The sequence below is a fragment of the Bacillus cereus group sp. MYBK5-2 genome, assembly GCF_051915685.1.
In the GTDB taxonomy this organism is placed as follows: domain Bacteria; phylum Bacillota; class Bacilli; order Bacillales; family Bacillaceae_G; genus Bacillus_A; species Bacillus_A cereus.
In genome coordinates this window covers 1,129,712-1,148,618 of the sequence record NZ_JBQAFE010000001.1, presented here as the reverse complement: position 1 = coordinate 1,148,618, position 18,907 = coordinate 1,129,712, and the positions used below count along the sequence as shown (strand labels likewise).

The following is an 18,907-nucleotide window of genomic DNA, read 5'->3' as shown; positions in this document are numbered from 1 at the left end:
GAACATATTCGAACAATAGAAATATACCACTTTATATGTTATAGTGCAAATATCTTAACTTATACAAGTAGGTGAAATATGCGTACACTCTATCATCCAAATCGAGAAGAAATTCAATTTTCTTCTGTCTTATATGCACTTAGCGATCAAATTCGTTTACAAATTGTAAATATGTTACTAGAGAAAAATGAACAATCTTGTGGTGCTTTAAACATCCCTGTTGCAAAATCAACTTTATCTCACCATTTCAAAGTTTTACGTGAGTCAGGTGTTATGTACACGCGCCTTGAAGGAACACAACGTTTCATTTCAATTCGTGAAGAAGATTTAAATGCTAGATTCCCAGGTTTATTACAAGTTGTATTACATGCGACAGAGCCATATTAAAAAAACATCTCATATTCATATGAGATGTTTTTTTAATATGGCTATTCTTTTAATAAATCTAATAATCCATTACCTTCGGATGTACGTTCATACCCTAAAGGTACAGTTCTTTTAATAAGTTGTGCATATATTTCCGGCTCTGATAACTTTCGACCGTATTCTTTCTCACACTGTTTAATGAGCAAGGCAAGCGCTCCAGCAACATGCGGCGTCGCCATGGAAGTTCCACTTAACACTGCATATTTCCCATCTGGATACGTAGATAATATTTCATCACCTGGCGCTACTAGATCAATTTCTTGATTTGAATTACTAAAACATGTGATTTTCCGTTCTAAATTGACAGCGCCGACTTCAATTACTTCCGAGTAAGCACCTGGGTAATCTAGTTCCTCTGTATTATCATTACAATCTCCATTATTCCCAGCAGCACATACGACGAGAACATCCTGCTTTACCGCCTTTTGAATTGCTTCATGTAATTCTGGAACATCTTGCGGACCACCAAGTGACATTGAAATAATTCTCACTTTCTCTTGATTCGGCCCTCTCCAATTTACAGCATAATGAATTGCCTCAATAATTTGCTCGTAACTTCCAGAACCATCTCCCGCTAAAACTTTTAATACTAACATTTTAGCAAGCGGTGCAACTCCTAATACACCGACACCATTTTCAGTTGCTGCAATCGTCCCCGCGACATGAGTACCATGTCCGTTATTATCAAGATACACATTTGGATCAGCTTCATAATCTTTTGTGAAATTTCTTCCGCCGATAATACGATCTTTTAAATCTATATGATTAGTATCACACCCTGTATCTAATACGGCAACGACTACATCTTGCCCCTTCACACTCTTTCCCCATACTTGCGGAGCGTGAATCAGTTGTACACCTGGTGGAATTTCATTTACTTGTTCTACAACCTTATTTACGGTAAATGGAATCAATTGTATACCTTTTTGTTTATTCACTGTACTACTCATCGTAATCCCTCCTGAAAATGTATTATTTTCATTTCAGACCACTTTTGAATACGTGTAAATGTAACATTCGTTTTATTCTTTTTGTTTTCCTTCTTTTCAAATATTTCTCAACATCATTTACTAACTCTATACTACTTTTGTATTTCCCCTATGATTTATAGGAAATAACAGCCTGGGTCATTCAACTAATAACCAAAATAAAAGGACCAATTAATGGTCCTCTTACAGTCTTTTAAAAGAATGATATGTAATTTGAAAAATAATATAAATTAAGACTAAACCTCACTCTTGTTTAAAAACTTTTCTATTTCTTTTACTAAATATTCCGCTCCCTCTATCCCAACAGTAATATTTCCATTTGCTAATGATATGTTCTGTTCTGAAACATCACCTGTGATTTGGCAAGCATTGTAAGGTTGATATTTTTGTAAAATGATTTTATCTGCTTCTACAAAAATTTCAAGCGGTGATTTGATTTGTATTCCCAATACATCGCGTAATTCTTTAGGGATAACAATTCGTCCTAATTCGTCTACTTTTCGAATAACTCCTGTTGCTTTCATATTTCTCCCCCCTTTCTCTCTATTAATTTTTTCACCTCGCTTTTTCCATTTTATCACTTTTTGGCAATACTTGCCTCTTTTTAGAAAATTTTGTACTCGAGTTAAAAAAACACATTTAATGCATACGTAATCTCTCTTTCAATTGTTTTACATAACGGGATCTTATAAGTAAGAAGTATACAACTTGAATACCTATGAAAATACTTAATACAACTGTATTTTCTTTAAACAATGAGTACTCAAACATTTGCCCTAACGCCGTTAAGGCTACTGCCCCATGTAATGTTGCAACACCAATTGGAACGAAGAATAAAAGCGCCAATCGAATTGTAACTACCTTCGATAATTCCCTGCTTGTCAATCCAACTTTTCGAATCATTTCGAACAAGCGAACATCATCCTCCAAATCGGAGAATAAACGGAAGTAAAGGAAACTTCCTGCGCAAACGAAAAATACTATACCAATAAAGAAACCTACAAATAAAATCGGTCCTGCAATTTGTAAACTTTGGTTTTGCTCGTACTCTTCCGCACTAAACGTTGAATATTCTTGATACGGTTTAATTTGATGCGTAAGCTCTTTACCAATTTCAATCTCATCTTTCGTTCTTTCAGTTTTATACATATAATCTTTTGTCTCTATAAATCCATCTTGTAATGAATCATATTGATCATTAGAGATTACATAAACATTTCCTCTTAATATTTTCCCCAATGAAGATGAAGTAACTTTTTTCACCTTTAAACTTTCATTCATATTAGGTAAAGTAATTTCTTTTCTTTCTTTCATCGCTGGCCCTGGTATATCAGCTGACAAAAATACAACCTCTTTATTTGCTACAGTATTAAATGGTTCTCCCGTTAACTTTGCATATTCCTTATAGTCTGATTCTTTTATAAAAGTGGCGCTTCTTAACGACTGTTCCTCCGTTTTCTTTGTCGAAATATTAGTTTTTGAAGCTGCTATATTATGTTTCTTTAATCCTTTGTCAATCATTTGTATATGTTGTGATTCGTTACTATTCCCTTGCTTAGAATGGTAATGAAACGCAATTGGTCTCTCCATTATACCTTTCGTCATGGATGCGAAGCCTACTAATGTCCCTATTGCGGAAAATGCTACAGTAGAAATAATGGTTACAATAAAGAACATTCTTGCGTTATCTCTCATACGATACGCTAAATCTGATAACGTAATAATATTAGTCTGTGTCCAATAGAAACGTTTACTTTTTTTACATAATCGAATAATAAAGACACTCAGCTGCTTGTACAACAAATACGTCCCGATAATAACTACCGTTGTAACAGGAATCATCATAATAAATACCATTGCTCCATGTGATAGAAGAGCTCCTACATAGCCAGCACTAAGCAATACTACTGCTAATATTGAAGAAATGATTGATGCTTTCGGTTCCGGTTTCGCCTCTGCTGATCCTCTAAACAACTTCATAATCTTATTTTTACGAATCATTCCTGCACTAAACAATGATATGATCATAAATAAAATAAAAAACATAATACCCGTTACAACAATTGCTTTCATCGGTATGTAATAGGATAAGGAGATATCTAGTTTCAATATCATCGGAGCGACAAATAGTAATACCCCTGAAAATAACATACCTGAAAGAATACCAAAAATAATTGCCCCTATTCCAATCATAATATTTTCAAAAAAGATCAGACGCTTTAATTGATATTTCGTCATACCTAGCATCATTAAAATTCCTAGTTCACGCTTTCTCGTTTTTAAAAACATTCCCATCGAATATAAAATAAAGAAGAATGTAAATAAGTAAATAATAGACTGTGCAAAAGACATACTTACGAATACGTACTGACCTAATTCTCCTGCACTTAATGCCGGATGAAACGCAAAAAATGAATACACAAAAAAGGCCATAATTGCAAATGCACTACTCAAAAAATAGGCTGAGTATGTCCGTCTATTTCGGGTTACATTCCGATATGCTAGTTCTCTAATGTTCATATTACTTCTCCGCCCTTCTACTATCTATGTTTTTATATTAGTAAAGTGCGGAAATACCTTCCATCGATTCAAATGACAAAAACCTTACATTTTTGAAAGGTTTAAAAAATTGCTTATACGTATTACTTTATTTATAATGACTACATTCATATTCATACACACATCCTATTGTATATTCGTTAGTTTTGCGAAATAATAAAGGATAGAAGTATGTACCATTATACATATAAACTTATTTACCGCTTTAATATGAATAGGAGGAAAACATAATGACATTACAAGAACAGATTATGAAAGCATTACATGTTCAGCCTGTAATTGATCCAAAAGTTGAAATTCGTAAACGAGTTGATTTCTTAAAGGATTATGTAAAAAAAACAGGTGCAAAAGGATTTGTACTTGGTATTAGCGGCGGACAAGACTCTACATTAGCAGGACGCTTAGCACAACTTGCAGTTGAAGAAATTCGTAACGAAGGTGGTAATGCAACGTTTATCGCCGTGCGTCTTCCTTATAAAGTACAAAAAGATGAAGATGATGCACAATTAGCATTACAATTCATTCAAGCAGATCAATCTGTTGCATTTGATATTGCTTCAACTGTTGATGCTTTTTCAAATCAATATGAAAACTTATTGGGTGAATCACTAACAGATTTCAATAAAGGTAACGTGAAAGCACGTATCCGTATGGTTACTCAATATGCAATTGGTGGACAAAAAGGGCTACTTGTTATCGGAACAGATCACGCTGCAGAAGCTGTAACAGGGTTCTTTACAAAATTCGGAGATGGTGGTGCAGATTTATTACCATTAACGGGATTAACGAAGCGCCAAGGACGTGCATTATTACAAGAGTTAGGCGCAGACGAGCGACTGTACTTAAAAATGCCAACAGCTGATTTATTAGATGAAAAACCAGGTCAAGCTGATGAAACAGAGTTAGGTATTACTTATGATCAATTAGATGATTATTTAGAAGGTAAAGCAGTTCCAGCTGACGTTGCAGAGAAAATTGAAAAACGTTACACAGTGAGTGAGCATAAAAGACAAGTACCAGCGTCAATGTTTGATGATTGGTGGAAATAAATTAAACATAAAAAAGAAGCTAATCTTCATTTAGCTTCTTTTTTATATGTTAACGATATACCCCTACTCTTTTCTCCAATAAATCTTGCAGGCAATCTTCATGTTGTTTACAAAATAACGGTGGCATGTCGTCTAACGGGAAAAACTTCAAATCCAACGTTTCATCACCATCTACTTTTTTGTCACCTCCAACTATTGAGAATGAAAAGAACATCACAATTGACTGGGCCTTGTCTCCATTTGGATATGATTGAAAATATTTTGTATACACTCCAATAAGCTCATTTATTTCTACATCATACCCGGTTTCTTCTTTTATTTCCCGGATTGCAGTTTCCGCAGCTGATTCTCCTATCTCCATTGCACCACCTGGAAAGCCCCAAGCGTTAAAGTCTCCTCTTTTTTGCAGTAATACTTCTCCTTCTTTATTAAATACACAACCACCGGCAAAGTTTAAGAAAACATAATCATGTCCTACTTTTTCACGTAATTCTTTTATATAATTCGCCATTCTCATTCCCCTTTTCATACCTCTTCTATCGCTATTTCTTATCTTTTTCAAGCAATTCAATGATTCGATCTAGCTTCTGGTTCATATTAATCACGTGGTGTTTCTTTGCAGCACTGCTTTGTAATACTCTTCTAATAAACAAAGTAAATGATATGAAAAACAAAACGATAAGTCCGATTACTAAACAAGTATATATCAATGTAAAAATATCGCTTTCGAACAAGTTCATTCCACATTCACATCCTTATCCTTTTATTTTATCACATAATTCTTAATATTCAAAAGTAATCAATCAATAAATAAAAAAAGCACCTTTTACAGGTGCTTTTTCCCATTGCTTAATACGTAAATGTAATTGTCGCTAATGAATAACCCGCCAATGCACTATAAGGCGCTACTTGATAAGACACACGCTTTGCACCTTTTGGCCAATTTATTTCATTTAATACTTTCTTTATATCTTGCATCGTCCCATCCATGGACTGCTTATATCGCACTTCTACTTTTTCTGGTTTGGCTGCAAACTGTTGCTGCAACTTTTGCTTAAATTCATTATAATTTTCTGCTCCGTATTCTGCAGATAAGTATTGTAAATTTGTTTCTTTTAACATCTGCTCATATACGACAGTTTTTGAGCTACCAGCTTTTATTTTGTTTGTTAATTCACCAAAATAACTTGTAGTTGCTGCTGGATATTTACTACGATCCCAGTCGTGATCTTTACTTAACTGTTCGTCAGACATGTTAAAATATGAGTAAGTTACACGCCCTGCTTTATCTGGTACTGGATCATCAAATGTAGTATCTAGGTGATACCATTTGTTTTCAATGTTCACTAAATTCCACGCGTGAGCTTGTCCGTTTCCTGTGCCTGTTACAACATGGTTTTGAATACCTGCCTCTTTTAACAACTCATACGTTAATAATGTATATCCTTGGCAAACGGCAGAACGATTCGCTAATGCTTCATATGCTGTATACGCTTGATAAGACGTATCATAAGACACATGCTTAACAACGTAATCGTGAATAGCTTTTACTTTCTCATGCTCATCCATCCCTGGTTTTACAATTGATCCAACAATTGATTTCGCCTGAGCTTTTACATATTGAGTTTGTTCTTTTGATTCACGGTATTTTACTTGCAGTGTAAACGTATAGTCCCCTGGCATTCCTTTAATAGAATATCTAGTAGATGCTACATTATATTTTACATACTCATCAGCATCTACAATTTTATTAAACTCACCATACAATTGATCCATAATATTTCTAGCATTTCTATCTTTTGTTTTATATGTGATTGTAATATTTTCTTCTCGATTATCAATCTGTTTTTTTAATTCTTTTCTGAAATCATCTAATAACTTTACATCTGATTGTGCTGTCACTGTAGTCGGATTTGTAGCTGCATAAGATACAGATGACGCTTGCAAGCCTCCCATTACTATAGTTGAACAAAGTGCGGCAGCTGTCACATACTTACTTGTCTTTCCCATCTTGTCACTCCTTATATTCTATAACTATACGAAAAAGTATCGTATAGTTTCAGAGTATACAATACTTTTTCGTATAGGTCATATGAGATTATGCATATTAACTAATTCACATAAAAAGGTTGTTCTTTTTAAAAGAACAACCTTTTTCATTAGCATGTTTGTAATACACAGCATGTATTTTCAAAACGTTGATTTTTCAAATCTTCATTACTAATACAGAAATATAGCATCCCTAGTTCTCCCCAAACCATATTACAATTTTTATGATCTGAATCAATTTGGAATAAAAGAGTCATTTGCTGCGGGTCTACTCCCATATATTCTCCTGTCTCATATAACACTTCTTCTTGTACAGAGAATGGCTCACCAAACATTTGATGGTTATCGTAGTTATCTGGAATTAGCTCTTCAAGTAATTGCAAGAAACGATCTGAATCAGCCTCATCTTCAATGAAAAGTTCTGGTAATTTGTATGTCAGCTCAAAAGTAATTGCACACTGGTTATATTTCGCTTGTATTTCATTTTCTCTTCGTAATTGCTCTACAGGAACATCATAATAAAGTACACGCCCAGCTTCTGTTAGATTCACATTTTCTTCAAAATAATTTTCAATGCAAAAGAAATACAGCATCCCCGTCTTAGGAAGATTGTGATCCATACCAACGTTTTGTAAATCACTTAAGTTAAATTGCGCGATAAATTGTAGTGGATTTCCTTTATGCTTTGGATATTCAAATAAAGCTGGTAGATCAGGAACTCCTCCCATTTTCGAACTACCTATCGCAACAGTTCCCTGCTGCTTTGGCACAACTTTTATACAAGGAAATACAGTATTAATAAGTTCTTCTTTCAAGTGTGTTAGTTCATATTTATCAATTAATACTTCAATTTTTTTATTCATAAATTCTCCTTACATTTACATACTTATTTATATCATAGTACAAAGATTATACTTCATTCTTTACAAAATCAACAAGCCTCCCAAAAACGGGCTTATCCTTCGTACGCGAACAAGTTTAAAAAAGCATACTATACATTGTTCCTACAAACACGATAGTTCTTTAGTTCTTCCAGTACATTTTCCCCTCGTTCATTTTTATTTTTAATATAAGGAGGAATTCCACATGGGTTACGGATATAGTTGCGGCGGTTACGGTTACGGCGGTAGCTGTGGTGGTTGTGGTTACGGAGGTTTCGCTTTATTAATCGTTTTATTCATCCTTCTAATCATCATCGGAGCTAGCTGTTGGGGCGGCTTTGTAGGCTGCTAGTAAACTTAAAAACCATTGTAAAAAAGCACGTACAATACGTGCTTTTTTGCCATTTCCAAATCTTTTATTTGAAAGGAAGTATGTTTAATGAAGATCGATGGTGTTTTTGAAGGAGGCGGTGTACGCGGTATTGCACATGTTGGAGCAATTTGTGCATTAGCCGAAAAAGGTTATGAATGGGAACGTATAGCTGGAACATCAGCTGGTGCAATTATTGCGGCACTTGTAGCGGCAGGATATTCTTGTTCAGAGCTAAAAACGATTATAACTGATATCGATTATAACAAATTTACGAAGAAAACCTTTATTGACAAAATCCCCTTTATCGGAAAAGGAATAAGTGCATGGACTACTCTAGGTATATACTCTAATGTATTTATAGAAGAATGGATTGAAGAATTACTTCGAAAAAAAGGTGTTCATTTATTTACTGATTTACCGGATCTAAACAAACTCAAAATCATCGCTTCTGATATTAGTAATGGTAAAATGGTTGTCTTTCCTGACGACTTACCAAACTACGGATTTTTAAATTATCGCTTCTCTATCGCTAAAGCGGTAAGAATGAGTAGTACAATCCCCTTCTTCTTTGAACCCGTAAAATGGAGAACTCCAAAATGGAAGCAGCCTTGTTATATGGTTGATGGAGGAATTCTAAGTAATTATCCAATTTGGATCTTCGATTCACCTACCACTCCTCGCTGGCCGACTTTCGGATTTCATTTTGTAAAAGATGAGATTCAAGCTGATCCTGCTCACTATAACGAGCCTATTTCCATGTTCAAAGGACTATTTAAAACAATGATGCAAGCTCATGATTTACGTCATTTAGATAAGGAATCAAAAGCAAGAACGATTACAATTCCAACAGGAACGATTACAAGTACTAATTTTGAACTGACAAAGGAAGAAAAAGAATGGCTTTACAATTCTGGTTATAACTCTGCTAATAAATTTTTACAAGCTTGGAACTTTAGGCAATATATCGATGAATATAGAAAAGGAAAGCAAGACCGAAAGACAAATCGATTTTTTCGTCAACTTGACTCATAATATTATTACTTTGCGTATAAATACGAGAACGTTTAACAACTTAATAATAAATAAGTCTAGTAATTTCTTATATTACTAGACTTATTTATTATTATATAATCTCGTACATTGTTTAAGGATACGTTAACCCTTCGGCTTCCTCTGCAGTAATAACTATGTAACGATTTCCCGTTCTTAATCCTAACAGTTCTGCTTTTTCAATCGCTTCTTGCTTCGTCTCCGCATAAGCAGCTAAATATTTTTCTCCATTGATCATTTGGCAAATTACATATTGTTTCATTACTTTCTCCTCTTACTTTTTCATTAGTTGTGCAAGTTTTTTTATACCTATTTCAATTTCTTCTAACGTTGCGTATGAATACGATAGGCGCAAAAATTGATTTGCACTTCTATCATATAAAGTACCTGGGTTTAATAAAACCTTTTCTTGCAGAGCTTTATCAAATAAACTGCGATATGAAATGGTTACTTTTATATGTACCCATATATAAAATCCCCCTGTTGGTTCATGCCAAGTTGCTATTTCACGAAGATATTTATCTAACATTAGTAACATAAAATCTCTTCGTTTTTTCAATTCACTTCTTACAAAGCGCAAATGCTCATCATATAGACCATTTGTAAACCACTCTGCTGCAATTTGCTGGGATATAGTGCTTGAACCATAATCTGTTTGCATTTTTATGTCTGACAATCTTTGAATTACTGGCTCAGGTCCAACAATCCATCCAATTCTTAACCCTGGACTAATTACTTTGGACATGCTTCCAATATGTAGTACGATTCCATTTTTATCATAGGCTTTTAAAGGTTTCGAACAAGGTGCATCAAACCATAAGTCTTGATACACTGCGTCCTCTATAATAGGTAATCCAATTTCATTACATATTTCCATCACTTCTATTCGTCTCTTCGCATTCATACTAAAGTTCGTTGGATTATGAAAAGACGGGATTGTATATAAAATAGATGCATTAAATTGCTTCTTATATTTTGTAATATATGATGTATTTAAACCGTTCTCATCCATTGGTATTCCAATGAAACGCATTCCTGCGGATTGAAAAACATTAAGCGAATATAAATAGGATGGTTTTTCTAATAAGATGGATGCCCCTTTTGGAAGAAGCCCCATAGAGATAAGTTGCAGCGCTTGAATTGCTCCTGAAACAATTAATATAGAGTCAGGAGATACACATATACCATGCCCCTTTAAGTATTCGGAAATCTTTTCCCTTAAATAAAAATTTCCTTTCGGCTCTTCATACCCAAGCGTCACATTTGACTTTAAAAGCTTATTCATAATTTCTTTCATCTTTTTCTCAGGTAAGAGACTCGGCGCGAGCTCACCTGTTCCTAATCGAATTACATGTGGATAAAATTCAGCTTGATTAATCTCCTGAATAGCTGGGAGATTCGGATAATGAAGTCCTGTTTCTACATAAGACTGCCAATTAGGCGGGGGTGCGTAAGTTGAAGCATTCTCATTATTATTTACAACAATTGTTCCTTTCCTGCCATTCCCTTCTATGTATCCCTTTGCAACTAGTTCACCGAAAGCCATTACAATTGTGCTTCGATTCACACCAAATGTATGTGCCAAATCTCTTTGTGAAGGTAATTTCGTTCCAACGGTCCATTCTCCATTAACGATCCTTTCTTTTATATACGTTTCTATTTGTTTATACAGAGGAGTCGCTAGAGACATATTCGGTTTCCAAACGAATCTTTCCATTATATCACCTTATATTCTTTTTGGTTGGTAACCTCCCCAACCATATGGATGGATACAAATTTTCATTTCTTCTATACAATATACACTATCATAATGAATTAAAATAGGAGGTAATATGATGAGTGAAGCAATTATTCATGGTATCATTCTTGCATTTGGACTTATCATTCCATTAGGTGTACAAAATGTTTTTGTCTTTAACCAAGGTGCGAGCCAACCAAACATTTGGAGGGCAGCCCCTGTAGTATTAACTGCCTCTATATGTGATACGTTACTCATATTGATTGCAGTGCAAGGTGTCTCCCTTGTACTCCTTACTTTTTCTTGGCTAACTAACTCGTTATATATAGTTGGATTTTTCTTTCTCCTATACATGGGCTTTGTTATTTGGAGAAGTAACCCTTCCAACGATGTAAAACAAGAAAAAAGTATGCCCTTAAAAAAGCAAATCCTTTTCGCAGCATCCGTTTCGTTATTAAATCCACATGCTATTTTAGACACAATCGGTGTAATTGGAACAAATTCTATTCAATACATAGGAAGTGAAAAATGGGCTTTCACACTTGCAACTATTATCGTTTCTTGGATTTGGTTTATAAGCTTAGCGTTAGCAGGGAAATTTCTAAAAAGACTAGACTCAACCGGAAAGACAATTTTATTATTAAATAAATTTTCTGGTCTCATCATATGGGGTGTCGCGCTTTATATGTTAAAACAAGTTATTTATTCTTAATGAACGAAAGAGAATTGCATGTTACTCAAAACATCATGCAATTCTCTTACAAATTATGAAGTAGGCTCTGGTTTCTGTTTTACCGTCTTTGCATCCTTTGCTGGTTTAATCCAAATGATTGCTATGATAGCACCAATGGCAGCGAAAATACTTGTCAAATAAAACACTTCATGGTCCGCCCCTTTCATGAAAAAAGAATATAAAGGTGGTCCAGCTGCTACACCGATAAATCGCATTGAACTATAAAATGACGTAACCGTTCCCCTTTGCTCCTTTTCAATTCCTTGTGTAATGAGGGCATCTAAACATGGGAGTGCCATACCAATCCCTATCCCCATAATAACGAGACAAAGAAGTAGTAAATAAATCCCTTTTATAAATAAAGGAATGATGACTGATGCAGCTGCCATTAAAAAACCAATATAAATACACTTCTTCATAACATTTTGATTATCTCCAATTTTTTTACCGGCCATATATGAACTAAGTGACAGTACAAGTAACGGGATAGCAAGCACACACCCTTTCCATATACCATGAATGTCATACTTTGATTCCAGTATAGTCGACAAATAAAAGAGAATTCCGAATAAAATAAGCATAATAATTGCACCTAATGCAAAAATGGCAATTAACCATCTTCCTTTTTCTCGAAACGTAGACAGAATAGATTTTATAAACTCTTTAAGTGGTGGTACTTCTCCTTCTTGTTTCTTTGCCTTTACTAGAACAAGTAACAAAACAATTGATATGATACATAAAACTGGAATCGCCCAAAATGGTAAGAACCATACAATGGCAGCAAGAGCAGATCCTAAAATAGGGCTCAGCACTTTTCCAAATGTATTGGATGTCTCAATAATTCCCAAGCCTGTACTAACTTGTTTTTCGTCTTTGTATAAATCACCAACACACGGTATAACAACCGGCATTGCCCCAGCAGCACCAATACCTTGAATCGCTCTACCGATTAATATCCAAGTGTAGGGATTATCAACTTTCCAAGATACCCAACCAGTTATCGCTCCTCCTATAGCCGCAATCAGCAAACTCGGAACCATTACCATCTTTCGTCCCCATCTATCTGATAAATAACCAGCAATCGGTATAAGTAAAATGGCTACGATAGAGTAAATTGTAATAATCATGGATACTTGAAACGATGAAATATGTAATTTCTTTTCAATTGTCGGCAAGATTGGAATGAGCATTGAATTCCCTAATGTCATGACAAGTGGAACTGATGCAAGCGCAATTAAACAACAGTTTTCTTTTTTTAACATGTTGATTTCGGAACCTTTCATCATATATTTCTTACCATATAATAGCCCTGCTGGAACATAGTTTTCATTCCACCAGGGCTATTACATCTTTAATACTTCCCATTCACAACAAAAGAAATTGGGTAAAATATAGTATTACTTCTATTCTTTGAATTCTGTTCGCAATATATTCATACCAATTAATTGAAAAAAAAAGAAAGGAAGAATCCTTCCTTTCTCCTATAACCTTCTACATTTAGCGAGTATATCCGCCACCAAGCTGTTGTTCTGCCATCGCTACTAGGCGTTTTGTGATTTCACCGCCTACAGAACCGTTTGCACGTGAAGAAGTATCAGCTCCAAGTTGTACACCGAACTCTTGTGCAATTTCATACTTCATTTGATCTAAAGCTGCTTGTGCTCCATGTGATGCTAATTGATTAGAATTACGATTTCTAGCCATTACCAATCACCTCCTTATTTATATATAAATTGTGTTAAATTCAAATTAAAATACATGGAAATTTTTGGTTATTTTTTACCATAAAAAAAGAGCCTCTAAAACGAGACTCTCACATCATTTCACATTACGAACTTACTACTTCTAATTTTCTATTTATTAATACTTTCATTTCTTCTTTTAATATCTCTTTTGAATTATGTCCAAACCATTCTAAGGAAGCAAAAAGATCCGTACCTCTCACTTCCTGAATAATCTCATCATAATTTACAATACCTTCAAATAACGGAACCATACCAATACGACTTCCTGCTGCAGCATATACATTGTTAGGTTCAAACACATGCAAATAATCCGCTGAAGATATATTCTTAAAATGGTAATGTAGTGTCCACGGCTTTAATCGATGGAAACTGTCTATTGGATTTGCGCCAGACTCCCATATATGAAGAAAATCAAGATTTATTTTTAAATTCGGATGATTTACTTCTTCTAATAGTTCTATAGTAGAAGGCAATGTGTCCGTTAGTGTATTGGGATGTGTTTCTAACAGCACATACATATTGTGCTGAGCAAATACATCACAAATCTTACGTATTCGCTTTACATACTCTTTTCTCTCTTGTTCCGAGAAGTCCTTGCTCCCTTTTTGCCCAGCAAACGTGCGAATTTTATTCGTATTAAACCAATTAGCTAGTACTACAAGTTGTTCACTTTTCTCTATCGTTTTTTCAAAATCTGCTGATAATGATATATCTAAGTAATCACTTATCATCGTAATTTCTAAGTTTTTATCCTTTAGAAAAGTCAATTCTCGTTCTGTCGTTTCACGTTCTTGCATGTACAAATTTTGTGCATGCGTCCCCCATAATTCAATTCCTTCAAAACTGTTTTCATATGCAAATTGAACAATATCAGTAAATGAAATTAATTGATGACGAAATGAAATGGTACATAGCGAATATTTCATAGCATTAAACTCCCCTATCTTAAATTCAGTTAGCTTATTAAAGAGTTGCGACAGATTGATTTGTTTTCATACCTTTCCATGATAGAAACTGTCTCTCTAATTCCTTCTTAATTTGCAGTTCAATTGCATTCATTTCATCCAGTTTTTCAATAATCGATACTAGCATACCTTTATTATTCGTCATTGCCATTTTAATTGCACGATACTGTACATTTGTAAATCCTTGTACAATATCCTCTACCCGATCACACCAATAATCAAATTCTTGCTCCGAATATTGCAACGTTTCACGGAAGTATGCAAAGGCATGCTCATAACTATATTTACGAATTGCAAGTACTGGTATTTGTTTTACTGCTGCTACAAGTCCAGAAAGCGCATATCCTTCTTCCTCATTTGCCATTTTTACAATTAAATTTTTCAGTTCCATAGTCAGTTCATTGTCGTTCTTTTTGAATGTTTCTGTGAAATAACTAGCTACTGTTTCTTGCGTTGGCTCCCCAATTCCTTCTATATCAATGAAATAACCTCCACCAAATGGGTTATCTTGAATAGAGTGAAGTACTTTTTCTCTTTCCATATTTCCTTCCCAACGAAAATCAGGATCTAGCATGAACCACTCTTCTTCTTTCTCTGTTTTTGATATCATTAAATAATGTGGAAACGGTTTTTGATGAAATTTATTTTCCCTCTCTGGTAATAGAGACATATCAACCATTACAATGACATAACGATTTTCCGGCTTGTTTTCTACTAATTCTAAAAACGTTTCTACATTGCTATCTTTATCTTTTGCATGATCATACCATTCGTTTACTTTAATACCGTACAATTTTTCAAACCAAAGTAAATAATGATCATGGTTAATGTTTTCAGAGTGATATGAAATAATTCCGCCTTGTGTTATATCAAAATCTCCATCCCATAGTCCAAAATAAAATGGACGAAAATCAATGTCGCTACGCCTTTTTATAATTTCACAAAAACAACTCACTAAACAGTGCACTTTAATTGAAGTCATACTCTCATCCACTTTCCTAAAGGTTAGTTATTCACATTTACTTCCTGTAACGGCTCTAACTCCTCCATAAAATCAAGCAAAGATCCTACAGTAAGAAATGCCTTTGGATCTACCTCATCCTCTGGAACGCATAGCTTTACATCCATTTCTATGTATACAATAAGCTGTAACATCATTACCGAATCTATATATAAATCTTGATTTAAGCGCATCGTTTCTTCTAAATGCGTTACATTTTTCAGTTCCATTTTTTCTATCATAATTTTTAACACGGCATTCTTTAACGCTTCCCGTCTCATGTTGTAACCTCTCCCATCTCTAGTAACTTTCTACTTACTTTTCCAGTTTTATTTTTAGGAATTTCATTTACACTTTCAATTTCATACGGAACTTTATAAGAAGGTAAGTGCTGAATACACCATTCTCTTATTTTCACTGGATCAACATGAGAGATCACTTTCGCTTTAACTATTTCGCCCATCACAGGATGTTTCCCTCGATATACAATTGCCTCTTGCACACCTTCCAATCGAAGCATCGTTTCTTCTACCTCTATAGGAAAGACTTTTAATCCTGAAACATTAATTACATCGTCCATACGCCCCATAAAATGAATGCCACGCTCAGATTTATAACCTAAATCTTTCGTGAAAATTTCCTTATCATTCATTTTCACGACAATTTCTTCCGGTGCATTTTCATCTGAACCTATGCTAATACTTGCATGAGGTAGAGGGTTTCCTAAATCTAAATGGCTTTTCATATCATGACATATACTAATACAACCTGCTTCAGAACAACCGTATTGCTGCATCATATATGTTGTCATTTCTTTTAGTTTATAAAATAGTGCTTCTGGCAAAGGCGATCCTGATGTCATAATTTTATGAAACTGGAACGTTCCTAATGGAAAACTCCCCATAATGTGTAACATAAGTGGTACTGCATATATGATATGTTTTTCTGTATTGCGAACTATATTTAATGCGAATTTAGGATTTTTGTTCGTAATGATTACAGGCTTGCTCCCCCTCGTAATTGCTGATAACGTACCACATATTAGTCCGTATGAATGTGAAACAGGAGCCATAACGATTGGAACTTCATCTACTTCACAGTTTAAAGCTTCATTATAGGCAGTAATTTCTGTATCAACTTCCGTCCATGCTCTACGAATCAGTTTCGGTTCTCCCGTAGTTCCCGAACTATATTGCAATAAAGAAGGCTCTTCTAGTAAAAAGTTCCCTACTTCTAATTTTGTAAAATCGCCATATTCTCCATATAAAACTCCTACACAATTTGCACGCTTTGCCATTTCAATAGCCGTTTCTTTTGGCGTATCTTCATGTATAAGTAATACTGATGATTTCTTTTCTTTTAAGAAAAACACAAGCGTAATAATATCGAATGGATCTTTCAGACAAAGTGCAAATCTATTTCCTTCTGCTTCTTGAAATTGTTCCAATTCCTCATAAACTTGTAATCTCAAATTAAAATCACTTTTGCTATACTCTTGTTTATTAACGATTAGCATAATTTCCCCCTGTAACAATTGATTTTTGTTTCATAAGTTTTCTTACTCTATACAATGGATTTGGAACTTCATGAACAAGCGATTCCACATCCATATATAATCGACGTTTCGTTAATTGTTCAGCATAGAATGTAGGTGCATATAATTGAATATTTTCAAATCTACCTTTCAAATGTGGATATATTCTTAAATGATCTTCAATTTCTTCAACAACCATCATCCAAAAATGTTCTTCTTTCAATCCATATTCATCCGCAAGTACGAATGCTAATTCTCCTAAATTAAACAGGAATAGTGCATCTAACACCATCTCTTGCAAACATTCAATGCCATCCATTTCAAAGAAATCATTCATTTTTCCATTCGCATATGTTTTATGCATTTTAGTAAAGTCGGGACATTTGTCAACTTCTTTCAAATATGGACGATAAAACTCAAGCCCTTCATGAAAATCCTTTAACGCAATACGAACAGGCACCCCTTCTTTATGGACTAGAATCATATTTTGTCCATGTGATTCCAGTGCGATGCCATGCTCTACAACAAGATGTATAACTGGTATTATCGCTTTTTGAATAAGTAATTGTAGCCAATCCTTCATTCCATATTTATTCAACCACGCATCAATAATTGGTGTACCATCTTTCTCTTTAGCGTATAAACCATTAAAAGGAATTGCATCCTCTTGTGCATCTAAATACTTATGAACGCTTTCGCGCCAAATACATCCTAATGAACCATATATAGCTTTCTTATTCGTGTCATACGTTACACTTGAAAACTCACTTAACAAGATTAAACGTGCTTCATCCATTAAATAGGCGTCATTACTTACAACATCATTTAACCAATTTGATATTACTGGTGCACTCACAACAGAGTATGGTTTCAGCGTACGAAGTGTTGAAGTGTTGAGTAAATTCATCGATAATTTAACGTACGGTTTCTTTGGACTCGTAATATTTCTTAACGTTCTCATTGACTGTTGCGCGCAATAATCGTCCTCTGATGTTCCTAAATAAATAATAAATTTACCCTGTATATGATCCGCATAATTTGAAATGATGAAATTCTCCCACTGCCATGGGTGAACAGGTATAAACACGTACTGTTTTGGATTACATCCCTTATTACGAATTCGTTCCATAAACTCTTCTAATTTACGATCGCCAATCTCCTCTTTTAAAAGGTTGTTATACATCACTTCATTCTCATAACCTACAGTCGCATAATTCTTATATGCTGCAATCCATATGAGTTTTATTGGCTGCATAAATTCATAACCATATTGAAAATTGTCACGATATTGAAATCCAACACGTGCTTTATAACTAGGATGATATGGATGGCCATCTATTAATTGGCTTTCAAACTCATCGTAAGATTTTTGAGTATATTCTCTCTTATTATTTCTTTCATATTGTGCAATCGTGTCTTTAAATATTGTTTGTTCTAATTCGTGCATAAAAGAATCTAATTTAGCTTGTTCTACAGTAGTAACCCGAAGAACTTCTTCTAGAAATTGCGAGACAGACTGTATTTCTTGCTGTTCATCTTGAACTCTTACTATTAATGAGTCTAACGAAATACGTCCAAATGTCATCCGTTCCCTGCCATAGCATTTGTACGTGACACTTTTGTCTTCTTCATCAAGTCCTTGTATTAGAAAAAGAAGCTGTTCTTCTTTTTCTATGCGAACCGGTGTAATAATCCCCTCATAAATTAACGATTCTACTAATTGACGTAGCACTCTTCTTCGTACTGAAATGTAATCTTCTGATTCGAGCGCCTTCAATACTTTCGTATGATACATGTCCACTCTCATAAAACCCTC

At 34.4% G+C, this 18,907-nt stretch carries 21 protein-coding genes; 5 read left to right on the top strand and 16 right to left on the bottom strand.

The genetic code is table 11. The features are described 5' to 3' along the window. Positions 1 to 78 precede the first annotated feature (78 nt). On the top strand, positions 79 to 387 hold the full coding sequence (locus ACTFP3_RS06120; protein ID WP_001259906.1) for an ArsR/SmtB family transcription factor: 309 nt from the start codon (positions 79 to 81) through the stop codon (positions 385 to 387). 41 nt (positions 388 to 428) lie between these two features. On the opposite strand, the gene ACTFP3_RS06115 is transcribed toward ACTFP3_RS06120, so the two are convergent. The 3 genes from ACTFP3_RS06115 to ACTFP3_RS06105 all read right to left on the bottom strand — a co-directional run bounded on the left by ACTFP3_RS06115 (position 429) and on the right by ACTFP3_RS06105 (position 3,935). Continuing rightward, positions 429 to 1,376: a serine protease gene (locus tag ACTFP3_RS06115; protein WP_000099760.1), complete on the bottom strand. Its 948-nt coding sequence runs from the start codon at positions 1,374 to 1,376 to the stop codon at positions 429 to 431. A gap of 275 nt (positions 1,377 to 1,651) precedes the next feature. Beyond that, positions 1,652 to 1,939 carry an AbrB/MazE/SpoVT family DNA-binding domain-containing protein gene (locus tag ACTFP3_RS06110; RefSeq protein ID WP_000648324.1) on the bottom strand — a complete coding sequence of 96 codons (288 nt, stop codon included), beginning with the start codon at positions 1,937 to 1,939 and terminating at the stop codon, positions 1,652 to 1,654. Between the two features lie 115 nt (positions 1,940 to 2,054). Continuing rightward, on the bottom strand, positions 2,055 to 3,935 hold the full coding sequence (locus ACTFP3_RS06105; RefSeq protein WP_001025988.1) for an FtsX-like permease family protein: 1,881 nt from the start codon (positions 3,933 to 3,935) through the stop codon (positions 2,055 to 2,057). A 269-nt stretch (positions 3,936 to 4,204) separates the two neighbouring features. Here ACTFP3_RS06105 and nadE point away from each other — a divergent pair, with 269 nt between their 5' ends. Next, entirely contained in the window at positions 4,205 to 5,023 is an 819-nt protein-coding gene (gene nadE / locus ACTFP3_RS06100) for an ammonia-dependent NAD(+) synthetase (RefSeq protein WP_000174901.1), read from the top strand. A 49-nt stretch (positions 5,024 to 5,072) separates the two neighbouring features. Here the strand turns inward: nadE and ACTFP3_RS06095 are convergent, their stop codons facing one another. From ACTFP3_RS06095 to ACTFP3_RS06080, 4 genes are all read right to left on the bottom strand, one after another. Next, the gene (locus tag ACTFP3_RS06095; RefSeq protein ID WP_000024999.1) at positions 5,073 to 5,534 is read right to left on the bottom strand and encodes an NUDIX hydrolase; all 462 of its coding nucleotides are present in this window, start codon (positions 5,532 to 5,534) and stop codon (positions 5,073 to 5,075) included. Positions 5,535 to 5,565: 31 nt separating this feature from the next. Next, complete coding sequence (locus ACTFP3_RS06090; protein WP_001048091.1) at positions 5,566 to 5,763, bottom strand: DUF4083 domain-containing protein; 198 nt, start codon at positions 5,761 to 5,763, stop codon at positions 5,566 to 5,568. A 109-nt stretch (positions 5,764 to 5,872) separates the two neighbouring features. Further along, positions 5,873 to 7,033 (bottom strand): transglutaminase domain-containing protein, encoded by a 1,161-nt coding sequence (locus ACTFP3_RS06085; protein WP_000520866.1) that lies wholly within the window; start codon positions 7,031 to 7,033, stop codon positions 5,873 to 5,875. A 149-nt stretch (positions 7,034 to 7,182) separates the two neighbouring features. Continuing rightward, positions 7,183 to 7,935 carry a YwqG family protein gene (locus ACTFP3_RS06080; RefSeq protein ID WP_001034844.1) on the bottom strand — a complete coding sequence of 251 codons (753 nt, stop codon included), beginning with the start codon at positions 7,933 to 7,935 and terminating at the stop codon, positions 7,183 to 7,185. A 223-nt stretch (positions 7,936 to 8,158) separates the two neighbouring features. Between ACTFP3_RS06080 and ACTFP3_RS06075 the strand changes: the two genes are divergently transcribed. After that, positions 8,159 to 8,305 carry a YjcZ family sporulation protein gene (locus ACTFP3_RS06075; RefSeq protein ID WP_000540425.1) on the top strand — a complete coding sequence of 49 codons (147 nt, stop codon included), beginning with the start codon at positions 8,159 to 8,161 and terminating at the stop codon, positions 8,303 to 8,305. Between the two features lie 87 nt (positions 8,306 to 8,392). Next, positions 8,393 to 9,358 (top strand): patatin-like phospholipase family protein, encoded by a 966-nt coding sequence (locus ACTFP3_RS06070; RefSeq protein WP_440009654.1) that lies wholly within the window; start codon positions 8,393 to 8,395, stop codon positions 9,356 to 9,358. 112 nt (positions 9,359 to 9,470) lie between these two features. Here the strand turns inward: ACTFP3_RS06070 and ACTFP3_RS06065 are convergent, their stop codons facing one another. Further along, positions 9,471 to 9,638, bottom strand: a complete 168-nt coding sequence (locus ACTFP3_RS06065) for a DUF3933 family protein (protein WP_000816389.1) — start codon at positions 9,636 to 9,638, stop codon at positions 9,471 to 9,473. A gap of 12 nt (positions 9,639 to 9,650) precedes the next feature. Continuing rightward, entirely contained in the window at positions 9,651 to 11,093 is a 1,443-nt protein-coding gene (locus ACTFP3_RS06060; protein ID WP_000439422.1) for an aminotransferase-like domain-containing protein, read from the bottom strand. Between the two features lie 118 nt (positions 11,094 to 11,211). On the opposite strand from ACTFP3_RS06060, the gene ACTFP3_RS06055 reads away from it, so the two are divergent. After that, the gene (locus ACTFP3_RS06055; RefSeq protein WP_086402054.1) at positions 11,212 to 11,826 is read left to right on the top strand and encodes a LysE/ArgO family amino acid transporter; all 615 of its coding nucleotides are present in this window, start codon (positions 11,212 to 11,214) and stop codon (positions 11,824 to 11,826) included. 53 nt (positions 11,827 to 11,879) lie between these two features. Here the strand turns inward: ACTFP3_RS06055 and ACTFP3_RS06050 are convergent, their stop codons facing one another. From ACTFP3_RS06050 to ACTFP3_RS06020, 7 genes are all read right to left on the bottom strand, one after another. Beyond that, positions 11,880 to 13,109 (bottom strand): MFS transporter, encoded by a 1,230-nt coding sequence (locus ACTFP3_RS06050; protein ID WP_121868406.1) that lies wholly within the window; start codon positions 13,107 to 13,109, stop codon positions 11,880 to 11,882. Positions 13,110 to 13,344: 235 nt separating this feature from the next. After that, positions 13,345 to 13,551: an alpha/beta-type small acid-soluble spore protein gene (locus tag ACTFP3_RS06045; protein ID WP_000113545.1), complete on the bottom strand. Its 207-nt coding sequence runs from the start codon at positions 13,549 to 13,551 to the stop codon at positions 13,345 to 13,347. Between the two features lie 124 nt (positions 13,552 to 13,675). Next, entirely contained in the window at positions 13,676 to 14,518 is an 843-nt protein-coding gene (locus ACTFP3_RS06040) for a sugar phosphate isomerase/epimerase family protein (RefSeq protein ID WP_326036018.1), read from the bottom strand. Between the two features lie 37 nt (positions 14,519 to 14,555). Next, positions 14,556 to 15,539 carry a DUF6005 family protein gene (locus ACTFP3_RS06035; RefSeq protein WP_000200729.1) on the bottom strand — a complete coding sequence of 328 codons (984 nt, stop codon included), beginning with the start codon at positions 15,537 to 15,539 and terminating at the stop codon, positions 14,556 to 14,558. Positions 15,540 to 15,562: 23 nt separating this feature from the next. Then, on the bottom strand, positions 15,563 to 15,838 hold the full coding sequence (asbD, locus tag ACTFP3_RS06030; protein WP_001250560.1) for a petrobactin biosynthesis protein AsbD: 276 nt from the start codon (positions 15,836 to 15,838) through the stop codon (positions 15,563 to 15,565). Continuing rightward, the gene (locus tag ACTFP3_RS06025) at positions 15,835 to 17,073 is read right to left on the bottom strand and encodes an AMP-binding protein (protein WP_144596458.1); all 1,239 of its coding nucleotides are present in this window, start codon (positions 17,071 to 17,073) and stop codon (positions 15,835 to 15,837) included. Before ACTFP3_RS06025 ends, asbD begins: the two co-directional genes overlap by 4 nt. Further along, positions 17,060 to 18,898 (bottom strand): IucA/IucC family protein, encoded by a 1,839-nt coding sequence (locus ACTFP3_RS06020; protein WP_440009647.1) that lies wholly within the window; start codon positions 18,896 to 18,898, stop codon positions 17,060 to 17,062. The genes ACTFP3_RS06025 and ACTFP3_RS06020 overlap by 14 nt, the downstream gene beginning before the upstream one ends. Between the last annotated feature and the right edge of the window lie 9 nt (positions 18,899 to 18,907).

Excerpts from the sequence above, each read along its gene's own strand:
- ACTFP3_RS06120 (WP_001259906.1), top strand. The coding sequence starts at position 79 with ATGCGTACACTCTATCATCCAAATCGAGAAGAAATTCAATTTTCTTCT.
- ACTFP3_RS06115 (WP_000099760.1), bottom strand. The coding sequence starts at position 1,376 with ATGAGTAGTACAGTGAATAAACAAAAAGGTATACAATTGATTCCATTT.
- ACTFP3_RS06110 (WP_000648324.1), bottom strand. The coding sequence starts at position 1,939 with ATGAAAGCAACAGGAGTTATTCGAAAAGTAGACGAATTAGGACGAATT.
- ACTFP3_RS06105 (WP_001025988.1), bottom strand. The coding sequence starts at position 3,935 with ATGAACATTAGAGAACTAGCATATCGGAATGTAACCCGAAATAGACGG.
- nadE (WP_000174901.1), top strand. The coding sequence starts at position 4,205 with ATGACATTACAAGAACAGATTATGAAAGCATTACATGTTCAGCCTGTA.
- ACTFP3_RS06095 (WP_000024999.1), bottom strand. The coding sequence starts at position 5,534 with ATGGCGAATTATATAAAAGAATTACGTGAAAAAGTAGGACATGATTAT.
- ACTFP3_RS06090 (WP_001048091.1), bottom strand. The coding sequence starts at position 5,763 with ATGAACTTGTTCGAAAGCGATATTTTTACATTGATATATACTTGTTTA.
- ACTFP3_RS06085 (WP_000520866.1), bottom strand. The coding sequence starts at position 7,033 with ATGGGAAAGACAAGTAAGTATGTGACAGCTGCCGCACTTTGTTCAACT.
- ACTFP3_RS06080 (WP_001034844.1), bottom strand. The coding sequence starts at position 7,935 with ATGAATAAAAAAATTGAAGTATTAATTGATAAATATGAACTAACACAC.
- ACTFP3_RS06075 (WP_000540425.1), top strand. The coding sequence starts at position 8,159 with ATGGGTTACGGATATAGTTGCGGCGGTTACGGTTACGGCGGTAGCTGT.
- ACTFP3_RS06070 (WP_440009654.1), top strand. The coding sequence starts at position 8,393 with ATGAAGATCGATGGTGTTTTTGAAGGAGGCGGTGTACGCGGTATTGCA.
- ACTFP3_RS06065 (WP_000816389.1), bottom strand. The coding sequence starts at position 9,638 with ATGAAACAATATGTAATTTGCCAAATGATCAATGGAGAAAAATATTTA.
- ACTFP3_RS06060 (WP_000439422.1), bottom strand. The coding sequence starts at position 11,093 with ATGGAAAGATTCGTTTGGAAACCGAATATGTCTCTAGCGACTCCTCTG.
- ACTFP3_RS06055 (WP_086402054.1), top strand. The coding sequence starts at position 11,212 with ATGAGTGAAGCAATTATTCATGGTATCATTCTTGCATTTGGACTTATC.
- ACTFP3_RS06050 (WP_121868406.1), bottom strand. The coding sequence starts at position 13,109 with ATGTTAAAAAAAGAAAACTGTTGTTTAATTGCGCTTGCATCAGTTCCA.
- ACTFP3_RS06045 (WP_000113545.1), bottom strand. The coding sequence starts at position 13,551 with ATGGCTAGAAATCGTAATTCTAATCAATTAGCATCACATGGAGCACAA.
- ACTFP3_RS06040 (WP_326036018.1), bottom strand. The coding sequence starts at position 14,518 with ATGAAATATTCGCTATGTACCATTTCATTTCGTCATCAATTAATTTCA.
- ACTFP3_RS06035 (WP_000200729.1), bottom strand. The coding sequence starts at position 15,539 with ATGACTTCAATTAAAGTGCACTGTTTAGTGAGTTGTTTTTGTGAAATT.
- asbD (WP_001250560.1), bottom strand. The coding sequence starts at position 15,838 with ATGAGACGGGAAGCGTTAAAGAATGCCGTGTTAAAAATTATGATAGAA.
- ACTFP3_RS06025 (WP_144596458.1), bottom strand. The coding sequence starts at position 17,073 with ATGCTAATCGTTAATAAACAAGAGTATAGCAAAAGTGATTTTAATTTG.
- ACTFP3_RS06020 (WP_440009647.1), bottom strand. The coding sequence starts at position 18,898 with ATGAGAGTGGACATGTATCATACGAAAGTATTGAAGGCGCTCGAATCA.